The organism is Mesorhizobium sp. M0410, assembly GCF_040321435.1.
GTDB lineage: Bacteria > Pseudomonadota > Alphaproteobacteria > Rhizobiales > Rhizobiaceae > Mesorhizobium.
In genome coordinates, this window is record NZ_JAMYRN010000009.1 from 172,561 (window position 1) to 191,822 (window position 19,262).

11 protein-coding genes and 4 pseudogenes are annotated in these 19,262 nt (G+C 60.0%); 9 read left to right on the forward strand and 6 right to left on the reverse strand.

The genetic code is table 11. The features are described 5' to 3' along the window. Positions 1-291: 291 nt before the first annotated feature. The 4 genes and pseudogenes from NKI63_RS15750 to NKI63_RS15765 all read left to right on the forward strand — a co-directional run bounded on the left by NKI63_RS15750 (position 292) and on the right by NKI63_RS15765 (position 6,514). A complete protein-coding gene (locus NKI63_RS15750) occupies positions 292-1,056 on the forward strand; it encodes an ImuA family protein (protein ID WP_352570988.1) in 765 nt (254 codons plus the stop codon). Next, positions 968-2,490: pseudogene (locus NKI63_RS15755) on the forward strand (DUF6504 family protein). The gene NKI63_RS15750 and the pseudogene NKI63_RS15755 overlap by 89 nt, the downstream one beginning before the upstream one ends. Next, positions 2,487-5,737: pseudogene (locus tag NKI63_RS15760) on the forward strand (error-prone DNA polymerase). Before NKI63_RS15755 ends, NKI63_RS15760 begins: the two co-directional pseudogenes overlap by 4 nt. Before the next feature lie 105 nt (positions 5,738-5,842). Beyond that, entirely contained in the window at positions 5,843-6,514 is a 672-nt protein-coding gene (locus NKI63_RS15765) for a hypothetical protein (protein WP_352570989.1), read from the forward strand. 198 nt (positions 6,515-6,712) lie between these two features. On the opposite strand, the gene NKI63_RS15770 is transcribed toward NKI63_RS15765, so the two are convergent. From NKI63_RS15770 to NKI63_RS15790, 5 genes and pseudogenes are all read right to left on the reverse strand, one after another. Then, the gene (locus NKI63_RS15770; protein WP_352822184.1) at positions 6,713-8,032 is read right to left on the reverse strand and encodes a hypothetical protein; all 1,320 of its coding nucleotides are present in this window, start codon (positions 8,030-8,032) and stop codon (positions 6,713-6,715) included. A gap of 248 nt (positions 8,033-8,280) precedes the next feature. Continuing rightward, a pseudogene (locus tag NKI63_RS15775) lies at positions 8,281-8,873 on the reverse strand (SOS response-associated peptidase). A gap of 95 nt (positions 8,874-8,968) precedes the next feature. Then, positions 8,969-9,100: a hypothetical protein gene (locus NKI63_RS15780; RefSeq protein ID WP_352570991.1), complete on the reverse strand. Its 132-nt coding sequence runs from the start codon at positions 9,098-9,100 to the stop codon at positions 8,969-8,971. A gap of 141 nt (positions 9,101-9,241) precedes the next feature. Further along, a complete protein-coding gene (locus NKI63_RS15785) occupies positions 9,242-9,952 on the reverse strand; it encodes a class I SAM-dependent methyltransferase (protein ID WP_352570992.1) in 711 nt (236 codons plus the stop codon). Beyond that, positions 9,942-11,030 carry a hypothetical protein gene (locus tag NKI63_RS15790; RefSeq protein WP_352570993.1) on the reverse strand — a complete coding sequence of 363 codons (1,089 nt, stop codon included), beginning with the start codon at positions 11,028-11,030 and terminating at the stop codon, positions 9,942-9,944. Before NKI63_RS15790 ends, NKI63_RS15785 begins: the two co-directional genes overlap by 11 nt. A gap of 293 nt (positions 11,031-11,323) precedes the next feature. Here NKI63_RS15790 and NKI63_RS15795 point away from each other — a divergent pair, with 293 nt between their 5' ends. The 5 genes and pseudogenes from NKI63_RS15795 to NKI63_RS15815 form a co-directional block, all read left to right on the forward strand. Next, positions 11,324-12,310: a 5'-nucleotidase gene (locus NKI63_RS15795; RefSeq protein WP_352570995.1), complete on the forward strand. Its 987-nt coding sequence runs from the start codon at positions 11,324-11,326 to the stop codon at positions 12,308-12,310. A 290-nt stretch (positions 12,311-12,600) separates the two neighbouring features. Then, on the forward strand, positions 12,601-13,488 hold the full coding sequence (locus NKI63_RS15800) for a hypothetical protein (RefSeq protein ID WP_352570997.1): 888 nt from the start codon (positions 12,601-12,603) through the stop codon (positions 13,486-13,488). A 311-nt stretch (positions 13,489-13,799) separates the two neighbouring features. After that, on the forward strand, positions 13,800-15,509 hold the full coding sequence (locus NKI63_RS15805) for a hypothetical protein (RefSeq protein WP_352822189.1): 1,710 nt from the start codon (positions 13,800-13,802) through the stop codon (positions 15,507-15,509). A 39-nt stretch (positions 15,510-15,548) separates the two neighbouring features. Next, positions 15,549-16,352: a hypothetical protein gene (locus NKI63_RS15810; RefSeq protein ID WP_352822191.1), complete on the forward strand. Its 804-nt coding sequence runs from the start codon at positions 15,549-15,551 to the stop codon at positions 16,350-16,352. Between the two features lie 469 nt (positions 16,353-16,821). Further along, a pseudogene (locus NKI63_RS15815) lies at positions 16,822-17,868 on the forward strand (ParB/Srx family N-terminal domain-containing protein); the annotation flags it as partial. Here the strand turns inward: NKI63_RS15815 and NKI63_RS30730 are convergent. Then, the gene (locus NKI63_RS30730) at positions 17,808-19,043 is read right to left on the reverse strand and encodes a SpvB/TcaC N-terminal domain-containing protein (protein ID WP_502900475.1); all 1,236 of its coding nucleotides are present in this window, start codon (positions 19,041-19,043) and stop codon (positions 17,808-17,810) included. The pseudogene NKI63_RS15815 and the gene NKI63_RS30730 overlap by 61 nt on opposite strands. Positions 19,044-19,262: the final 219 nt, after the last annotated feature.

The following is a 19,262-nucleotide window of genomic DNA, read 5'->3' on the forward strand; positions in this document are numbered from 1 at the left end:
GAATTTCCTCCGTCCCGCGCGCGACAATGTCCGCATTTGCGGACGCGCGCAGGACTGCGGCTTATGCGCCGTTTTTCCTTTGGGCGCCGGCAGTCGCCGGCGCGACGTCCAGCGGGGCATCGTGCCCTTCGACCGTATCGTCCTGTCGGCAAACGACTCTATCGGTGCCACCGAGTGAGCGGTCGCGCCAAACATTTCTTCCGCAGCGCCACCTCACCATGCCATTGACTCTTTACTAGGAAGAGAACAAATGAGGAACATACCATCAGCATTTCGCGTTCAGGGGACCAGATGAGTGCATCGGCGCCAAACGCTGCCATTTCCGATCTTCAAAATCGCATTGCGCGTCTCGAAGGCGGCAACACGCCCGAAAGAGCGGTGCTCCCTTTCGGCATTTCCTCTATCGACAGCCACCTGCCTGGGGGCGGTGTGGCACTTGGCGCGCTCCATGAAGTTGCCGGTGGTGGCAATGGAGCGATTGATGGCGCCGCCGCGTCGCTTTTTGCTGCAGGAATTGCGGCCAGGACGCAGGGCAAGGTGCTGTGGTGTGTGACGCGCCAGGATCTGTTTGCGCCGGCAATCGCCCAGGTCGGACTTCACCCGGACCGGGTGATCTATGTCGAAGCCGGTGACGACAAATCCCTGCTCGCCTGCTTCGAGGAAGGCCTGCGGCACATGGGGCTTGGGGCTGTGGTTGCCGAGGTTGCCCGGCTGTCGATGACGGCCTCGCGACGTTTGCAGCTTGCATCGGAAGGCTCCGGCGCCATGGGCATCGCCGTCCGCCGCTGGCGCCGACAGACCGAAGCCGCCGATTTTGGGCAGCCGACGGCGTCTGTCACCCGCTGGCGGGTTTCTGTGCTGCCGTCACGGCCGCTGCCTGTGCCAGGCGTTGGCCGGGCGCGATGGCAACTTGAACTGATCCGGTCTCGTGGAGGGGAAACGCTCGATATCGAAGTGGAGGCATGCGATGCCCAAGGTCGTCTCGCTCTTCCTTCCAAGCTGGTCGACCGACCGGCTCAGAAGGAAATTGGGCGACGTCTCGCCGCCACCGGATAGACCCTTGGTGCTGGTCGGGCGGCAAGGCAATCGTCGCTTGGTGATCGCGGCAGATCGCTCGGCTATGGAAGCGGGCCTACGCATCGGAATGCCGGCACGAAAGCGCAGGCCCTCATTCAGGGTCTGGTGGTTATGGACGCGGAGCCCGATGCCGACACGGAGGGATTGGAGCGGCTGGCGCTGTGGGCATTGCGGCGGTACGCGCCGATCGTAGCTGCGGATCCTCCGGACGGATTGGTCCTGGACACCACGGGCGCCGATCACCTTCATGGCGGCGAACAGATGATGCTGGTCGATATGGTCGAACGTCTCTACCAGGTCGGCTTTTCGGCGCGGGCAGCGATTGCGGATAGCTGGGGTGCCGCTCACGCCGTTGCGCGTTACATCCGGCAGACCGTCAGCGTGGTCGCTGGCAACGGAACCCTCGACGCCATTCGTCCTCTGCCCATCCCGTCTCTACGGTTGCCCGACGCAATCGTCAGCGGTTTGCGCGTTTTGGGCTTCGACAGGGTGGGGGACCTTCTGCAGCAGCCTCGCGCACCCTTGACCCTGCGCTTTGGGCCCGAATTGGGCCGCCGTCTTGACCAGGCCACTGGCCGCCTTGCCGAACCGATCGAGCCGGTGCGGCCAGTGGAGGTGGTCGAGGTAAAGCATGCCTTTGGCGAGCCCATTGGTGCGGCCGACACTATCGCGCGCTACATCGGCAAGCTTGTGCAAGCGCTATGCCTCGAGCTGGAGACCAGGGGGCTAGGCGCCCGACGGCTCGACCTGCTGCTCTACCGCGTCGACAACCGGATCGAAGCCATTCGCGTCGGCACCGCCTTGCCCATCCGCGATGTCAAGCGGCTGACGCGTCTGCTTTGCGACAAGATCGAGCGGGTCGATCCCGGTTTCGGCATCGAGCTGATGCGCTTGTCGGCGCCTCGAGCCGAACCGTTGACGCCCAGGCAGACGATCTCCTCACTCATCGAACAACAGGACGCTGACATTTCGGACCTGATCGACATACTGGGCAATCGTGCCGGCGAGGAGATGCTTTATCGGTTTGCCCCGGTGGCCAGCGACGTGCCCGAACGATCAGTTCGGCGTGTCGCCCCCGCGTCGGTGGAGACCGGCGATGCCTGGCCAGACCATTGGCCGCGTCCGGCTCGTCTGTTCGCAGTGCCTGAGCCGATCGAGGCGATAGCTCTATTGCCTAATCATCCGCCACCGAGCTTTACCTGGAGAGGCATCCGTCGAAGGGTGAAGCGGGCCGATGGCCCTGAGCGCGTTTTCGGCGAGTGGTGGAAGCGCGACGCCGAACTTGCCGCGGTGCGCGACTATTTCCAGGTCGAGGACGATGCCGGCGAGCGCTACTGGATCTATCGCGCTGGCGATGGCGAGGATGCCGCGACCGGCTCCCATCGCTGGTTCCTGCACGGCATTTTCGGATGATCGCACCGTACGTCGAACTGCAATGCACCTCGCATTTTTCCTTCTTGCGTGGCGCCAGTTCCTGCGAGGAATTGTTTGCGCAGGCCGCCATAATGGACATGCCCGCACTTGCCATCTGCGATCGCAACAGCCTGGCCGGGATCGTGCGCGCGCATGAGGCGGCAAAGGCGACCGGCGTCAGGCTGATCGTCGGCTGCCGGCTGGATCTGGCGGAAGAGATTTCCATCCTGGTCTATCCGACCGATCGCGCCGCCTACTCGCGGCTTTGCCGCTTGCTGTCTCTGGGCAAGAAGCGCGGTGGCAAGGCGAAATGCGTGCTGCATTGGGCCGACCTCGTCGGCTATGGCGACGGCCTTGTTGCGGTGTTCGTTCCCGATCAGGCCGACGACACATCCTCGATGTGGCTGCGGCGACTGTGCGAAGCGTTTGGCGACCGGGCTTACATGGCGCTGACGCTGCGCCGCCGTCCCAACGACGCTTTGCGGCTGCACGATCTTTCCAATCTTGCCGGACAGGCCGGCGTGCCAACGGTCGTTACCAACGATGTGCTCTTCCACGAGCCGTCACGGCCCATCCTGCAGGACGTCGTCACCTGCATCCGGCACAATGTCACGATCGACCACGCCGGGCTGCGGCGCGAACGACATGCCGACCGCTATCTGAAGCCGCCGATTGAGATGGCACGCCTGTTCGGCCGTTATCCCGAAGCGATCGCGCATACCCTCGAGATCGCCGAGCGCTGTCGATTCTCACTGGACGAGCTTGCCTATCAATATCCCGAGGAACGCATGGTGCCGGGTCTGACACCGCAGCAGGCGCTGGAGAAACTGGACCTGGGAAGGTGCCACGACGCGCTTTCCGGAAGGCGTGCCGGACAAGGTTGTTGGTACGCTCAAGCATGAATTGCAGCTCATCGAGAAAATGCAATACGCGCCGTATTTTCTGACCGTCAATTCGATCGTGCGCTTTGCCCGCAGTCAGGACATCCTCTGCCAAGGCAGGGGGTCTGCCGCCAACAGCGCTGTATGCTATGTCTTGGGCATCACCTCGATCGATCCCGACCGCAATGACCTGCTGTTCGAGCGCTTCGTCTCGGAAGAACGCCGCGAGCCGCCCGATATCGATGTCGATTTCGAACATGAGCGCCGAGAAATCGCCATGCAATGGATGTTCGATAACTATGGCCGTGAGCACGCAGCACTCTGCTCGACCCTCATCCGCTATCGTTCCAAAGGCGCCCTGCGTGATGTCGGCAAGGCTCTGGGTCTGCCCGAAGACCTAATCAAGATGCTGTCGTCGCAGGTGTGGGGCTGGTCGGACGAAGGCGTCCAACCAAAGCATGCGGAGGAACTGAACCTCAATCTCGGCGATCGCCGTCTGCGCCTGGCGCTTGACCTGGCCAGGCAGCTGATCGGCGCACCGCGTCATCTGTCGCAACACCCCGGTGGCTTCGTCCTGACTCGCGACAGGCTCGACGATCTGGTGCCGATCGAACCGGCCGCAATGAAGGATCGTCAGGTCATCGAATGGGACAAGGATGACATCGACGCGCTGAAGTTCATGAAGGTCGACGTGCTAGCGCTCGGCATGCTGTCCTGCATGAAGCGCGGCTTTGATCTCTTGTCACAGCACAAGGGGATCAATCTGGATCTCGCCACGATCCCGGCCGAGGATCCGCGCACCTATGCGATGATCCGCAAGGCCGATACGCTCGGCAACTTTCAGATCGAATCCCGAGCCGTGTCAATGCTGCCGCGCATCAAGCCACGGACCTTCTATGACCTGGTAATCGAGGTGGCGATCGTGCGGCCAGGACCGATCCAGGGCGACATGGTACACCCCTACCTGCGGCGGCGCGAAGGCAAGGAGGAGGTTGTCTATCCCAAGCCGGAGCTCGAAAAGGTGCTCGGAAAAACACTGGGCGTGCCGCTGTTCCAGGAACAGGCGATGCGCGTCGCGATCGAATGTGCCGGCTTCACGCCGGGCGAGGCCGATCAGCTTCGCCGCGCCATGGCAACCTTCAAGCACACTGGCGGTGTCTCCAGCTTCGGCGCCAAGCTGATCGGTGGCATGGTGAAGAACGGCTATGAGCGCGAATTCGCCGAAAAGACGTTCAAGCAATTGGAGGGCTTCGGCAGTTACGGTTTTCCCGAGAGCCATGCGGCAAGCTTTGCATTGATCGCCTACGCATCGTCTTGGCTGAAATGTCATCACCCCGATGTCTTAACAATGCCCAGCCGATGGGTTTCTACGCACCCGCGCAGATCGTTCGCGATGCCGGTGACCACGGTGTCGAGGTTCGCCCGGTGTGTGTGAACGCGTCGCGCTGGGATTGCACGCTCGAGCCCACCGAAAGTGAGGACCGGTTTGCCGTTCGGCTTGGCTTGCGGATGGTTCGTGGTCTGCAAACGCCGACGCCGCGACCATCGTCACCACACGCGCCGACCAATCCTTTGCGTCGGTTGACGACCTCTGGCATCGAGCCGGGGTTCCCGCGGCATCCTTGGTCGAGCTCGCCCAGGCCGACGCCTTTCAACCCTCATTGTCGCTGGCCAGGCGTGAGGCCCTGTGGGCGATCAAGGCGCTGCGCGACGAACCGCTGCCGCTGTTTGCCGCGGCCTCGGCTCGCGAGCAGCAAACGGTGCCGGAGATCCGCGAGCCCCTAGTCGCGCTACGCGCCATGACATCAGGCGGCGAGGTGGTCGAGGACTATGGACATGTCGGGCTGACCCTGCGCGATCATCCCGTCTCCTTCCTGCGCGCCGACCTGCGCCGCAAGCGCATCGTCTCTTGCCGCGAGGCCATGCAGGCGCGCGATGGGCAATGGCTGGAAGCAGCCGGGCTCGTTCTGGTCCGGCAACGGCCGGGCTCAGCCAAGGGCGTGATGTTCATCACGATCGAGGACGAGAGCGGCATCGCCAATCTGGTTGTATGGGTGAAGGTATTCGAAAAATTCCGCAGGGTTGTGCTTGGTGCTGGCATGATTGGCGTATACGGGCGCATCCAAAGGGAAGGCGAGGTGGTTCATCTCGTCGCGCACCGGCTGAGTGATCTCTCAGCTGAGCTGGCCAGCGTTGGCGATCGCGATGCTGCCTTCCCCCTGCCGCATGGGCGCGGCGACGAGTTTCATCACGGCAGCCCGACGCCGGACCCGCGTGGAATGCACAAAGGGCCGCGGCCGCGAGATATCATCGATCCTTATCTGCACATCGACCAGATCAAGGTGAAGACGCGGGATTTCAAATAGGTGTGCTGGAGCCCCAAGGCGGCAAATGCCATAGTGGGGCGATGCGTCACGCGGCGGTTCGGAGCGCCCCGGCTCGAGGCACCAGACAAGGATAGGTGGAGCACCATGCAGAACGCGCAGTCGCTGACGTCCGCTGAGATCGCTTCGATCAGGGAATTGCTCGATCAAGTCCCTTCGCCCTCGCGGTTGGCCAAGGTGACCGATACCGAGCTTCACGGTGCGATCAACGCGCTCGACGGCGTCGCCGATAGTCGTTGGCAGGAAGCTCCTCCCGAGATCGTCTCGCCTCGGCGCGAGGGATTTCTGGGAATGGTGCTGGCGCGCAAGCGCCGGCAACTCGCCTATTCTCTGAAGCTTTCCAACCTGGTGCGGGATCCTTTCGCTTTCATGCCGGCAATTGCACTGACCGCAACAGGGGCAAACGCTCTTCCTGCTCTGGTCGCAGCACCGCCGGCAACCTTTCCCAGCTTCCTGGTGGCCATCGCCCTTGCCTGGCTGCGAGCGTTTGCACAGCCCATCGGTTACGGTGAGGCGGCACTGCTTCACCACATGAACCAGATCGCAGCCATCAAGGGAAAAGTCTCAGACGAGGATCTTGCCGACGCAGGGCGCATCCTGGTCGACGCCTACGGCTACGTCAAAGGACAGAACAGCAACGAGGTTTCCGCGTTGCTGGCAGCGCTACTCGCCTGGAAGGCAATCGAGCATTTCGATGGGGGGTTTCGGGTCATTGAAAGTGTGCCTTTCGGTTTCGGCCCGGTGGAATACGCGCCATGAATCCTCAGAGCATGTCTACCGAGACCCAAAACGCTGTGAAGAGCTCGTCAAGCCCCCACCGCGCTTTGGCCGCCCCAGTCGCTGCGCGGCAGCGTACGTCAGCGGATGCGGGCTTGAAAAAAAGCCGGGTTGGACATCGGTCGATGCGTTCCAGAGCATCGCAAGGTAGGAGCCCTCAAGTGGCCAGATCATATGAGCTTAGCGACAGCCCGACAGAAGGTTGCGGGTATACCCGTCCAGAGCCCAATCCAGATCGATCATTGCCTCGGGTGCGAACCTTGTAAGGTCGAACTTGTCGTTCGGGAACAGATAGATCTCGCCCTCCGAGTCGAACATTGGAGGAACCACCCCTGAATAGGATTGAGCGTGCATCGGGCTAAACGACGGGTTGTTCGACCGTCCCCTCGCGACTCCGAGCCCTAGCTCAAGCATGTAGCGCTCGGCTTCGTCCCAGGGAGCTCCTTGTCCTCCGGGCTGGTGCATCGCCATCGCTTCTATCGCCTGCTCCATAATCGATCGCCGATCCGGCAGACCCGTCCGAACGAGCGCTGCATCGATCCACTTGGTCTCGTCCATACCAACTTGCCAGGGTTCGAGATTGGAACTGATCACCGCGAACGCAAACGCGCGGTCGCCCCTCTGCTTGAAGGATGGGAACAGGTTTGCCCACGGCTCCATGCTGTCGGGGAGCTGGACGCCCTCAAAATGGTCGTCGCCAAGGTTGAGACAAAGGTGCGCGATGGTGGCTGCGAGCCGATACGCCAAGGCAGCGTCCTTGATTTTCGCGTAGTGCGCAAACAGGTGGACCGGTGCGGAGTACAAGGTCAGACTCGGTGCGTACAGCCTGGCAAGACCGTCCTTCGTTATGTCGTCGGCCATTGCAGTCCGTTGGTTTTCCGGCACTTTGGCTTCGAGGTAGGTACGGACAACCGAATACTCGGACGCAACCGCCGTTGTTTCCAGGAGAGCGCCGACAGTCAGCGGCTGCCGTATGAGGCGGGCGCCGGTTTCGTGGTCTAGGAAGCGAACGAACAGGATAGGTCTGGACGGATCCAATCTGCCTGAGGGGTCGATCTCCTGGCCGGCAGAAAAGGCGATCTGCCAGGGACGCGCGGCACTGTGAGGCTCCTTGGGTTCTACTAGCGTCTGATAGTATCTCGGAAACGTCAGGCGGCGCGTCTCGTCGTAAAGGTCCACGAACCACGGGAAGTCTGCCTCCGAGGGCGGCTTGCCCGCTGTGGGAAGCAGCCTGAAGGCCTGATAGACGCGTTTCAAGTAAGCGCGTCCCCAAATTGTTCCCACGACGTCAGCCCAATGCGTGAGTTCATGACTTATGGTCGCCAGGATTTCCGCGGCCTTACCATGGTCGTTGGCCAAGAGCGCTTTGGGCAGGTCCCTCCGGCTGTATTGGTCCAAAGTAACCATCTGAGACTGAGGGGAGAAAAAGGCCATCGTCACAGTGTTGGGGAAGCGGCTTTCCCTGCGTTCGACCATCCACTCTTTCACGAAATCTGACACGCGTGCCTCCTTCCCCATACAGCACAAACCGGATACCAACCGCCTATGGTGCGGCTCGAGGGTGCTCAGTTGTGAGGCCAGCGTAGCTGATGGAAGTAGCGGCCACTAGGCAATCAGTGATCGGGAGGTGCACATGTTTCGCGTGGACGTATCGTTGCCAACCCTACGATCCCGGACGCGCCGAATTCAACCTGGCTTCCGCTATCCTCAATGCAGCTGCCAAGGTAAGGCAAACCTCGCAATAAAGGTCAGTCGCTCCCCTCCCGTACGGTTTTTACCACCAGCGACCCTGCCGGGAGTGCCTTCAACAGCTCTGCCTCGGGGTTTGTGAGATGTATCCATGCCGCCCAATCCTCCGGGCGCAGCACCACAATCTGGCGATTGTGGATAGGCGCCACATGCGGCCCGGGTTCAGTCGTCAGCATTGCGAATGTCGGCGGCTTGTTGCCTTCGCCGTCGCGCCACAGTCCGGCGATCGCCATGAAGGGGGCGCCGTTGAGGGTGAAGCGATGCTTCGCCTTTGGCGACTTCTTTCCGGTGAATTCGAAGAAAGGCGATGCCGGAATAAGGCAGCGCTTGCTGTTGGCGAAACTCCGCCCGTCCGAGCGAAAGTTGAAGATCGGCCCGCCTTTGGGGCCGGAGGGCAGAAAGGCAAAGGTCATACGCGTGAGTTCGATTGTGTCGCCGGCGGCGCGCATGATCGGGGCGGGGTCACCGATGCGGATGTCATCCGCCTGTGGCAAATCCAGTTCGGTTTGATGGGTTGGAACGTCGAGCGCCATCGATTGCATCATGCGGCAATATTCGGCCAAGCGATATGCTGCTCGTAGTCATTGCACATAGCTGCCCCACGCTTTCGGTCAGTTGCAGACTACCCGGATAGCGCGGTTTATATGCGGCGCCACCTCCCCGAAAATCTTGCTATGCCCCGAAATCTTACGCAACGCGCTCGAGCACCTTGCGCGGCTGGTCGGTGATAACATCGCAGTGGCTCACAATGATGCGCTCAAGGTCCGGTTCGTCAGACCATTTGCGGAAAGCCGCGCCCAGCGCCTTGCCGTGCTTCACAGAAAACCACCTGCCAATGCGCGGCATGCTCGACCGGTCGACACCTAAGCCAAGCACACGTGCCATGATGTGGGGACCGATCCCATGACCGATAGGGTTCTGGCAACGCAGTTATGGAAGTGGACCGCCAATTCGCTACGCTTACAACGAAACTTTGGTCGCCCAGTATGCCGTGACAACTGGTGTTGCGTCATGGAGATAGTCGCCAAGTTTGGAGGGTATCTTGGCGCCTGCGCTCTTGAGATCCCCTAACGTGAATGGGTCGACCCACTGAACCTCGAGGCCGCTGTCACCCATGAGCTGAATCTGACTTGAAACAGGCAATATCTCAGATGGCAGATAGAGAGCGTTCCCCGACCCAGTGAAGAAAAAGGCCGAGCCGGTTCGCTCGCCAGGCGCTGAATTTCGAAACGCCGTCGACCATTCCCATGAAGGCGTTGTAAAGAACACGCCGCCGCCATTCTTCAGGGCTCTATAGACTTCCGTCCAAACGGCCGAAGAATTGTAGGGGTCCCCCAGAAGCGCCACGACGAGGTCGACGCTTGACGATTCAACGGGCAGGTCACCGGCGTCACAAACGAGGAATTCTGCCCTTCCGTTGAAGGCTGACCGCGAATGATTGAGCATGTCGAGAGATATGTCGGAAATCAAAAGCTTGGCGCCGGTGGCCTTCGGCATGGCTCCCAGTAGTCCGGATCGTCCCGCGCCGATTTCGAAAATCGTTCCCTTGTCAGGAACCAATTCGAAGTGCCGCTTCATCAGTGCGCCACTAGCAACACCGAAACCGGCACAGGTAGGATGCAGTTGGGCGTCATAATACTCATTGGCGACGGCAGAATAACTATTTTGCATCCAAAGGCTCCAGTAGCGGAATCTGCAGACGGCTCGCGGCAAGGGAGGCATCCAGTTCGCCAATCGCGCCATCCATGCGCAACTCGTTTACTTTTTTCTGGATGAACATGATCAACCCAGCTTTATTGTTTTCGTTCGTGAACGCATTCTCCATTGTGGAGTCCATGTAAAAAACGCCGCAACGAGTAAGCGTATATTCGAACGGTACGCTAATATAAGATGGGTATTTCGCCGCATGCTCGGCTTCTAACTGGGTCATCCCCCAAATACGCGCGATGTATTTGTATTTGTCCTCAGGCTCCACGGTCGCTAGATCGTCCGGCAATACGCCCTCTATTTCTGGCAGGTGTGAGCGCCATACGCGGCCCACGATTCCTCGCCGGATAGAAAACGAACGGCCAGCAGCGAGACCAGGAAGAGGAGTTCCATCTCCCGAAACGTATTCCAAAAGCTGCATCAATTGTCCCGCGAAAATCGGATCCTCAATGTAGATAGTCGCGCGGCATTTTGCGCCATCGAAATTCGTGTTGCGGTCCTTGAGCTCACTACCCACATCGGAAACGAAACGCGCAAAGTTCTGAGGGATGTTCGCCTCGACGACCTTCACGCGCAGTTGCGCTTCGATCTTCGCGCGTACGCTCGACAGCGCCTTCGACAAATCATCGCGCTCCCGCGCGATTTCCGTAATCTGCTCGCTTAATTCCAGCTTGAAACCGAAAAGATTCAACGTCCTAACTCTGCCCATGGCAGACGGCAAGACAGCAGGAAGAACACCGCTGCGAAGCAGCAGGTAGACCATCACGACCGCAGCCACAGGCCAGGCAAGAACCTTGTCGAAATGCTGATTAAGAAAACCGGCACACGGGGCAACGATTTCGGACCATAAGAGACGAAAAGGATCGCGCAACAGCAGCGTCACTGTTCCCAGCTGGGAAACTGGCACGCTGATCGTATCCGGTAGCAGCGGGTGCAGGACAAGGAGTAAGACAATAGCTACAGCAAAAATCCATAGAGATATCCGCAGAGAAGCCCGCCCGACTACACCAATCCATAGCGATACCCGTCTGACTGCGTCCATTGCCGACTTCCCCCAAACCAAGTCAATCTCAATATTTTCTACCGGACGTACAGCTGCTCCGCCAGCGCATCCCGCGTAATGATCGCCTCATCATTGGGGGCAAAATTGGCTTCTGTGGACCTTCGCCACGACGTGTACAATGCTTCCAATACCACCTCGCGTTTTGAAAAGTCAGGAAATAGCGATTGCATGGCAAAGATAGGCAAGGAACCCAAGTCTCCAATTCTTTCGAAATGGCGCAAGTACAGAAGGGGGGCACCGCTGCGGCGGGCCCAATACGGGAGGGAGGGCATATGGAACTGGCGGAAGCCTCGCTTTTGACCGAGGCCGAAAAGGGGAGTGTCGATCCGGTGGCTGTGCTAAGGGCTAGCCCTCTTCGCATCGGGATCTCTACGCGCGCTCTTTTTGACCTGGAGGAGGAGCATCGCGTATTTGAGAAGTACGGCGTCAAGGCGTATGCGGCTATGCAACTCCAACGGGAGGACGTAATCCTCCGCAAGGGTGCAGGCTTTGAGGTAGTCGAGCGATTACTCGCGCTGAATGATCCTGACGCTGCTCCGTATGTTGAAGTGATCCTCTTGTCGCAGAACTCGCCCGACCTCTCCCTCCGAGCCTTCAGGTCGATCGATCATTACGAGCTTGTCGTCAAGACGGGCAGTTTTACTAGCGGACGATCGCTTGCGCCGTTTGTCCCGGCGTGGGGCATCGACCTGTTTCTCTCAAACGCGGACGCGGACGTAAAGGGAGCAGTGGACGGCGGAGCAGCGGCCGCACGGCTCGGCTTGGCACCCAAGGATCGTGCCGAAACGCCGCAGGGCGAGGTCCGGGTCGCGTTCGACGGCGATGCTGTCGTGTTTGGCCCCGAGTCCGACGCAATCTACAAAGAAAAGGGCCTGGACGCCTTCCTAGCTCATGAGACAGAGAACGCGACCAATCCAATGGCGCGTGGCCCGTTTGGCAATTTTCTTCATAAGCTATCGGCATTGCGCCGCGTTTTCCTCAATGACGGTAACGTGAGTAAGGTCCGCATCGCACTCGTCACAGCTCGGAACGCCCCTGCCCACGAGCGCGTCATTCGCACGCTGAGGGCATGGGGGACCCCGGCTGATGAGGCCCACTTCGTCGGCAGCCGCGAGAAGGCACCCATCCTGAAGGCACTCGGTGCCCACATTTTCTTCGACGACCAGGAGAAGCACGTCCTCGGCGCGTCTGCTGTGGTCCCTGCCGGCCATGTTCCCGGACCACACGATCCGGCTGCGCCAGTAATCCCGGCCGGCTGAGTCTGCGGGCCTAATCTCGTTGCGGTTTTGCTGCGCGAACGAATCTGACGGCAAGCGATCTGGGCATGATGGAACGCGGAATCGCGGCTTTGCGCCTCATGTCGGACGGAGAGCCGGCCGCAGCCAGTCACTAAGAGCGGTCATCTGGGCGAGCAGGTTCGTTTGCGCCTTATCTCGGCCATTCAGCCATGCGGCCGGCGTCTCCGGGGACACGGTCTAGAATCCCTTGTTGATATCAGGGTCAACATCCGGCAAGGTCCCAATCCATCCCCATGCTCGCTACCCCGCAGATGAAGAAGCCGACCCACCCACTGACGTATCGCGAAGCTTTAGACGGGCTGCTCAAGGCGATCGATGACGCTCCAACTGCGCCAGATCACCCGATCTTCAAGAAGTGGGACGACAAGGAATACTTCGAGACGCAATTGATGTTTTCGTTCCGGAAGCAGCAGGCGGCCGAACACCACATCGGCAACGTCAAGTCCATGTTGGGGACGGCCGAAGCTGCGGCAATTGCAGCGATGAAGAACAAAGGCAGGCCGGCCAAGAATGCTGTCGCCTCTACGGCATCGCTGGTCGTGAACAGCGGGCAGTCCACGGCTTACGTCCACGAGCTCTCTGCATTCTTGGCTGCCGTCCGGTCCGGACTGGACTTCCTTGGAGTCGCGGCGGCCCGAACGATGCCCGGCATCGTCGCGCATTCGATACATACCTTGGAGAAGATGGTCGACAAGGGGCAGCAGGGTGGGATCCTCGAGGTCGTCAAAACCCATCAGGCATGGCTGGCCGAGCTGCGGGATTACCGCGACGAGGTCGTCCACCGCCAAGTCGTTCAAGCGCCGGCCGAGGGCTGGCTGGTGTCTACGAAAGGCAAGACCTCAAAGGCAATCATGCCCATTGTGGTCCCCCGCCGGACGCCCAAACGCGCCTTCGATACCAGACAGTCGCGGATGATGGACAACGATGTCCCTTTAGGGCTCGACCGCATGGAATCTCACGGCGAAGTTACGTTCCCGGACGGGACAGTAAAGACCATTCAGCACAAGGTCACCTTCCGGCCATCCGCTTCGCATATACCGATCGTGGAGTTGATGACCCACCATCTTATGGAATACCGAAAGTTTTCAGCGGCGATGTTTGCCGTCATCACGAAGAGTGGCTTTGGTACTGTCAAATGAGCGCGTCTCCGCCAGCGCGCATGAGTACGAATGGGTGTCAAAAGAAGGAGATGGCTGATCTCGTGTTTACCAAAGCCGAGTGGGATGCCGCGTTGCCTGAATTCTCGCGGGCATGACCGAATACCTGAGGCAGTCCCGGACACCGATCTTCAGAGATCGCGCGACCATGGCGTAGGGCACGGCGGCGGGTGGTACTTGAAGCTCGGCGACCGCATCTTTCTCCTGACGAACGAGCATGTCGCGGTCGCGCGTGAGAGCGGAGATCGTCTCATCCACCAGTTCGCAGACTCCAACGATCTCCACGCTCTGCCATGAAAAACCTTCAGAAGTACACGTGCGTACCGGATGACAGACCCGGCCAGTGGTTGGAGAACGCAGCCGAGTCGGTGGAGTACCTCAAGCTCGTCCTGACAGGACAATGGACCCCAATCTATGTCAGCGCGCAGTGTTTCTATCTCTTTGCGGTTCTGATGAAAGCAGAGAAGGCTAACCCGGTTGATCACGCAAAACTCGGACCTGTCTTCATTGATCCCAGCTCCAGTTGGCGGCTCGAGCACGTTTGGGGCGGCGGGGAGCCGGAGCGGATGTATCTCGAAGCCGGAATTGGAGAGAGCGGCGGCTCGCCGCTCGCCGGAGGCCAGCAGTTGGTGTACCGGCGCCGGATGCACGGCCTCGATCCATATGTCGAGCTAGACCAACGACTGGTCCAGGCGCTGGACGTTCATTTCCTGAGAGAGCGAAACGCATACTGTCGCGTGAACCGGCGTGGTGATATTGAACCGATCATCAAGGTCGAGCAGCTTCCGGCTGACGAAGAAGGCCATAGTGGAACCTTGGTCACCGTTAAGACCGAGGATCTTGTGAAGTACATGGCGGTCACTCAGACGGTCCTCGCCGCAAAGTTCGACTTTACCCGGATCGATCACAAGAAGGTGGGTTTTGACGGTTGGCAGGACGCCGAGCGTGACAGCTTCGCAGCACCTGACCTAGCGTATCATTCGGGACGGGTTCCCGGCCGATCCAGCTTCGTGAATGGATGGATCATCGTCCGTCCAAACAAGACCCTGGCTGAGGTGATAGAGGACGAAAACACGGCGTCGGATCGGTTCAAGAGGCAACATGCCGACTTCATAATCCAGGATGCTCGGTACAGCCGGATAGCAACCTGTTCGGCCGTGCCAGGAGCCAGCACAAATTACTTCGATGCCGTCGAGGGCCTGCCGTTTGAGCTCTCCCCGGTTTTCTTCCGCGCAGACGTCATGTCGAAATACAAGGCCGACACGGATAAGTACCAGATCGACGGTCGCATGATCCGGTGTCGCGATGTCTGGGAGCTTCGTTCGTTCGACATCAACGAGGCCGGACAGGTCCACACCTACCTGCAGGACCTCTCCCATCTGCCCTACGAAGAGCAGCTGTACTGGAAATCATTCAACGAAGAGCCCAAGGCACCAATCTCGAAGCGCAGCTTCACCAGCGATTTTCTGGGGCAGTGGACAAATGACGCGGATCCCTTGGACGAACTCAAGCGAGATACGACTGCGCTGGATGGTTTGCGTCCGCCTTGGTGGATCCCTCGTGGGGAGGCGGTACGGCTGGCCGCCCAGTACCCGTCCCAGGATAACGCGGCCGAGTGGGGCCATGAAATCATGCATCTCGACCAGCTCGTCGTAGAGGGCTTCAAGGAAAGTGAACTGCGAAAAATCGCGACCAACCGTGAGGCGCAGGTCGAGACTAACTGGCGTTCGCTCCGGCTGATCGAGGCAATTCTGGTTGCCTCCGGCGTTCCTGCGGAAAAGGCTAAAGCTACGATTGCGCCATTGCAGCGCTTGCATGCACTCCGAAGCACGCTGACGGCCCACACTGGCGGAACGACCAAAGCGGAAGAGCAAAGGAAGGCCATAGCCGAGCGTCAGACCTATCGCGCCCACTTCGAGCATCTGGCCGGCGGTGTTCTTGACGGGTTGGCAGCCATCATCGCGGTCCTCAACGGTGATCCGGCCGCCAGTCCAGTGGAATAATGGGGAATCGATTTGCCGTCTCTGGTTATCGACAGCAGCATGCTGCAATCGCAGGAGTTGCGATCCCATCTTCAGGCGAGTCCACATAACTTCGCGGTGCTCGCCGACTATGCCTGGATCGAGATCTACAAACAGCGGTCGCTGGAAGCCATCAAGCACGGCCTGTCGGTCGTCGGCGACTTCCCCGATCAGTTGATCCTGCTGCGATCCAACGGCGAGATAATCCGGCTCGACCCGACCGAGCTGGACCTGCATGAGCGTATGCAGTTCAAGGGAATGGCAGGCATCATTTTTGAGATGGTTACCACGATCAGGCGCGCCACAGTTGATGATGCGCCCATCTTGGAGCAACTGCGCGATCATTGGAATTTTGCAGACAGCCTCCTCCCGGAGCTGATCGAAGGTGCGGTCGACATAGCGGTATCGCTGCCCGAAATGGAGGCGCAGATGTTCACCAAGGCCGAGATCCGCATCATCAGGACGAACAACCAATACTCGACCGCGATGATGGAAACCATTTACGGCGCCGCCATGCAGGTATGGGAAAATCTGGCACACGCCTACTGCCTGCCATGGCAGAACCTCGGAGACATCCGCATCGCTCGGACCTATCTCTTCCGATATGCGCTTGGACTCGTCATTGATCTGCTCTGGTGGATCAGACGCGGCAGTCAACCGGTCAAGCGAATGGACAGAATGCGCAACGACATGGTCGACTTGAGCTTCTGCGTCTATGCCTCGTACTTCGATGGCTTCATGACCGCTGATGAGAAAGCACGCTGGATCCATGCAAATCTAATCGCTGCCTTAGCGGCCGTGTCACGCCTGGATGGCACGACTTGACCGATCTCGTCGTAGACGCCGACTTCTCATTCCGTGGCGAGCCGCAATCCCATTGAATAGTAGCACGGAACGTGGGTTGTCTATGAGACGAGAACGACTGCTCAAGCAATCTCGTCCTGCAAGCTGACGGTCAACTCTCGGCCATTTGCGCTCATCGGTGAGAACTGGCGACGGATGACTGTTTTCGGCGTCTTGCTGCTTTTAGGATTAGGACCCGCGTCCTCCAAAGTATGGGAGAGATGGTCTTGGCCATCTCTCCCCCGCGAATGCCACCTGCGCAGAGCGAAGCCGCTCGCTCGCAAGGCGCGACATGACCATCATCGTTTGAACTGATCCGATCCGCCCCGCTCGACGCGCAGCCCAGCTCCGCTCGCCGGCATTCGCCCCCCTCTCTGCCGCGCGCTCACGCGCCCCCGGAAGGCATGCCGAGGGGCATGCCTTCGGCATGTAACGGGAAAGGACCAGAACCATGACGACCAATGAAACAAGTGCGAAGACCGCAAATGCCGGCGAAAGCGGCACCGAGGTCTTCATTCCGCTGAACAAGCTGAAGAAGTCGCCCCGCAATGCGCGCAAGACCCCGCACAGCGAGGCGATCATCGAAGCCTATGCGGCAAGTATCCCCGCCAAGGGCATCCTGCAAAACCTTGTGGTCGAGCCGGAGCTTGACGGGGAGGGTGCTGAGACCGACTTCTATTTCGTCAGCATCGGCGAAGGCCGCAGGTTGGCGCAATTGCTGCGCGTCAAGCGCAAGCAGATCAGGAAGACCGAACCGATCCGCTGCGTCATCGACACCGTGAACGATGCGCATGAAATGAAGCTGCAAGGCATCGCGGAAACCGTCAGGCAGACCGAAGGCTGGAAATGGGCAGATGTCCATATCGACTACCCGCACGCAAACGGATTGCGCCGCACCTACCCGCAACCGGTGGATTTGTCGGAGGAAGACAAAGCCGCCTACGCCACGGCATCCGACGAGTTCAACCGGCTCGCGGAGGAATGGGATAGCGCCTAGGAACTGCCCAACGATGTCGATCAGCGTTTCGGTAAGCTTGAAGCGGAGATCGAGCGCATCGACGCTCGCGCCACGCCTACGATCCTGATATTGTTTCGCATGGCGGCGTGTTTGTCGTGCTTTCCTATGACGGCGCGGCGCGCATCGAACGTGGCTTCATTCGCGCCGAGGATGAGCAGGCGGGACCGGAAGCGGAAACGCGGTCAGACGGCGAGGACTACGCCGTCAACGACAATGGCGAGATCATCGAAGACGGCAGCGGTTCGGATACCAATGGCGGCAGCGACGAAGAAGCGGAGGACGACGGCAAGCCGTTCTCGGACCTTCTCATTCGCGACTTGACCGCTCATCGGACGCTTGGGCTTCGCCTTGCGCTTGGCGAAAAGCCGGACATCGCCCTTGGTCGCGGTGACCCATACGCTTGCCGCGCAGACCTTCTATCAGGGTGCGGAAGCCCACTGCCTCGAAATCCGCCCGACCAGCATCTGTCTCGCCGGGCACGGGCTGACGGCGATCAGACGCGAGGCGTTGGAGAACGGCGCCTGATCGTAGGTCAGCTTGTAGGCGCCGCGCAGGGAGCCGCCGACGGTGACGCCGATGGCCTTGATGCGCTGGCTGGTCTCGGAGATGTCGCGGCCATTGCCCATCAGGATCAGGTCGGGCCGTGTCTCCAGATAGAATTTTACGACTGTGCCGTTGTAGCTGATCGTATCGGGGTAACAGACCGGGCTTGCCGGACAGGTGTAGCTGTAGGCGACGCTGTTGCCATTGGTGTCGGTGACCGAGGTCAACAGCCAGCGATAGCTTAGGGCCAGATCATAGGCCGGCGTGCCGGCAGTCGGCGTCAGGTTGGCAACGGCAGCGACCGAGCGGAAGGTCGAGACGGTGCCGTCGCGATCGGTCACCTTCCATTCGTTGGTGGTGCCGTTCAGCGCAATGCGGCGATAGGATTCATTCTCCGTCGCATGCGTGCCGCCGGTCGAACACGACGGCGACACCATGCCGGCGACACAGGCGACCAGTTGTTGGCCATCGAGCAGATAGATGTCGGTGCCATCGAAGGCCGGCATGCCATAGCCGGGGCTTGCCCGCTCGATGACGTCGAAACCGCCGAGACCCCAGGCATAGCCCAGCCAGCCCTGGTAGAGGGCACCTAGCTTGGTTCTGCGCGAAGACTCGTAGGTGAGCGCGATCGACGGCTCAATGCCGCGAAAGTCCGGGACGTCGATGCCGATGGCATAGCCCAGATTGCCATTGCCTGAACTCTTCGGCAGGTCCACCTTGGGCGTGCCGATCGCCTCGGGATCGCCGCTTGTCGTGGTCGTTGTCGCGGTGGCAGCCGCTGCGGCCGGCTCCTCGGGTGCAGCTTCCGTGTCGGTCGACTGATCTGTCGTGCCGACCGCGGCCGCTGCATCTGGGGTCTCGGTAGCAGGTGCACTGCCGGAAGCGGGCTCATCCCCCGCACTCGGCTGATCCGATGAGCCGCCGCTGCCCATAGCTGCCCCGCCATTGCCAAGGTCACCGCTTGCGGGCGCGCCAGGGTCGGACGAAGTTCCTTGCGCCTCCTGCGCAAAAGCCGCCATCCCTGCGGAGATTCTAATATAAGAAACGAAAGATGTATCCGCGCCGAAGACACCGGCGGCAAGCAATGCCGCGCCAACAAGCAACTTGTTCATGATTCCCCCGGGCCCAAGTTGCTTACTTCTACTCAGCCGCGACCAAACGAATACGACACCGCATCGTCATAGAGGGAATATCCACAGGGAAATTTTTAGGAGAGGTGAGCGTATGAGAGATTGTCTCTGAACAACCAAGGACGCCCTAAGCCGATCTGCGGGTGCCATCGGCCGCTGTTTGATTGATCAACCATAGCAACGCAGACTATTGCCCTTACG

Coding starts and splice junctions, on each gene's coding strand:
- NKI63_RS15750 (WP_352570988.1), top strand. CDS start 292: ATGAGTGCATCGGCGCCAAACGCTGCCATTTCCGATCTTCAAAATCGC.
- NKI63_RS15765 (WP_352570989.1), top strand. CDS start 5,843: ATGCAGAACGCGCAGTCGCTGACGTCCGCTGAGATCGCTTCGATCAGG.
- NKI63_RS15785 (WP_352570992.1), bottom strand. CDS start 9,952: ATGCAAAATAGTTATTCTGCCGTCGCCAATGAGTATTATGACGCCCAA.
- NKI63_RS15790 (WP_352570993.1), bottom strand. CDS start 11,030: ATGGACGCAGTCAGACGGGTATCGCTATGGATTGGTGTAGTCGGGCGG.
- NKI63_RS15795 (WP_352570995.1), top strand. CDS start 11,324: ATGGAACTGGCGGAAGCCTCGCTTTTGACCGAGGCCGAAAAGGGGAGT.
- NKI63_RS15800 (WP_352570997.1), top strand. CDS start 12,601: ATGAAGAAGCCGACCCACCCACTGACGTATCGCGAAGCTTTAGACGGG.
- NKI63_RS15805 (WP_352822189.1), top strand. CDS start 13,800: ATGAAAAACCTTCAGAAGTACACGTGCGTACCGGATGACAGACCCGGC.
- NKI63_RS15810 (WP_352822191.1), top strand. CDS start 15,549: ATGCTGCAATCGCAGGAGTTGCGATCCCATCTTCAGGCGAGTCCACAT.
- NKI63_RS30730 (WP_502900475.1), bottom strand. CDS start 19,043: ATGAACAAGTTGCTTGTTGGCGCGGCATTGCTTGCCGCCGGTGTCTTC.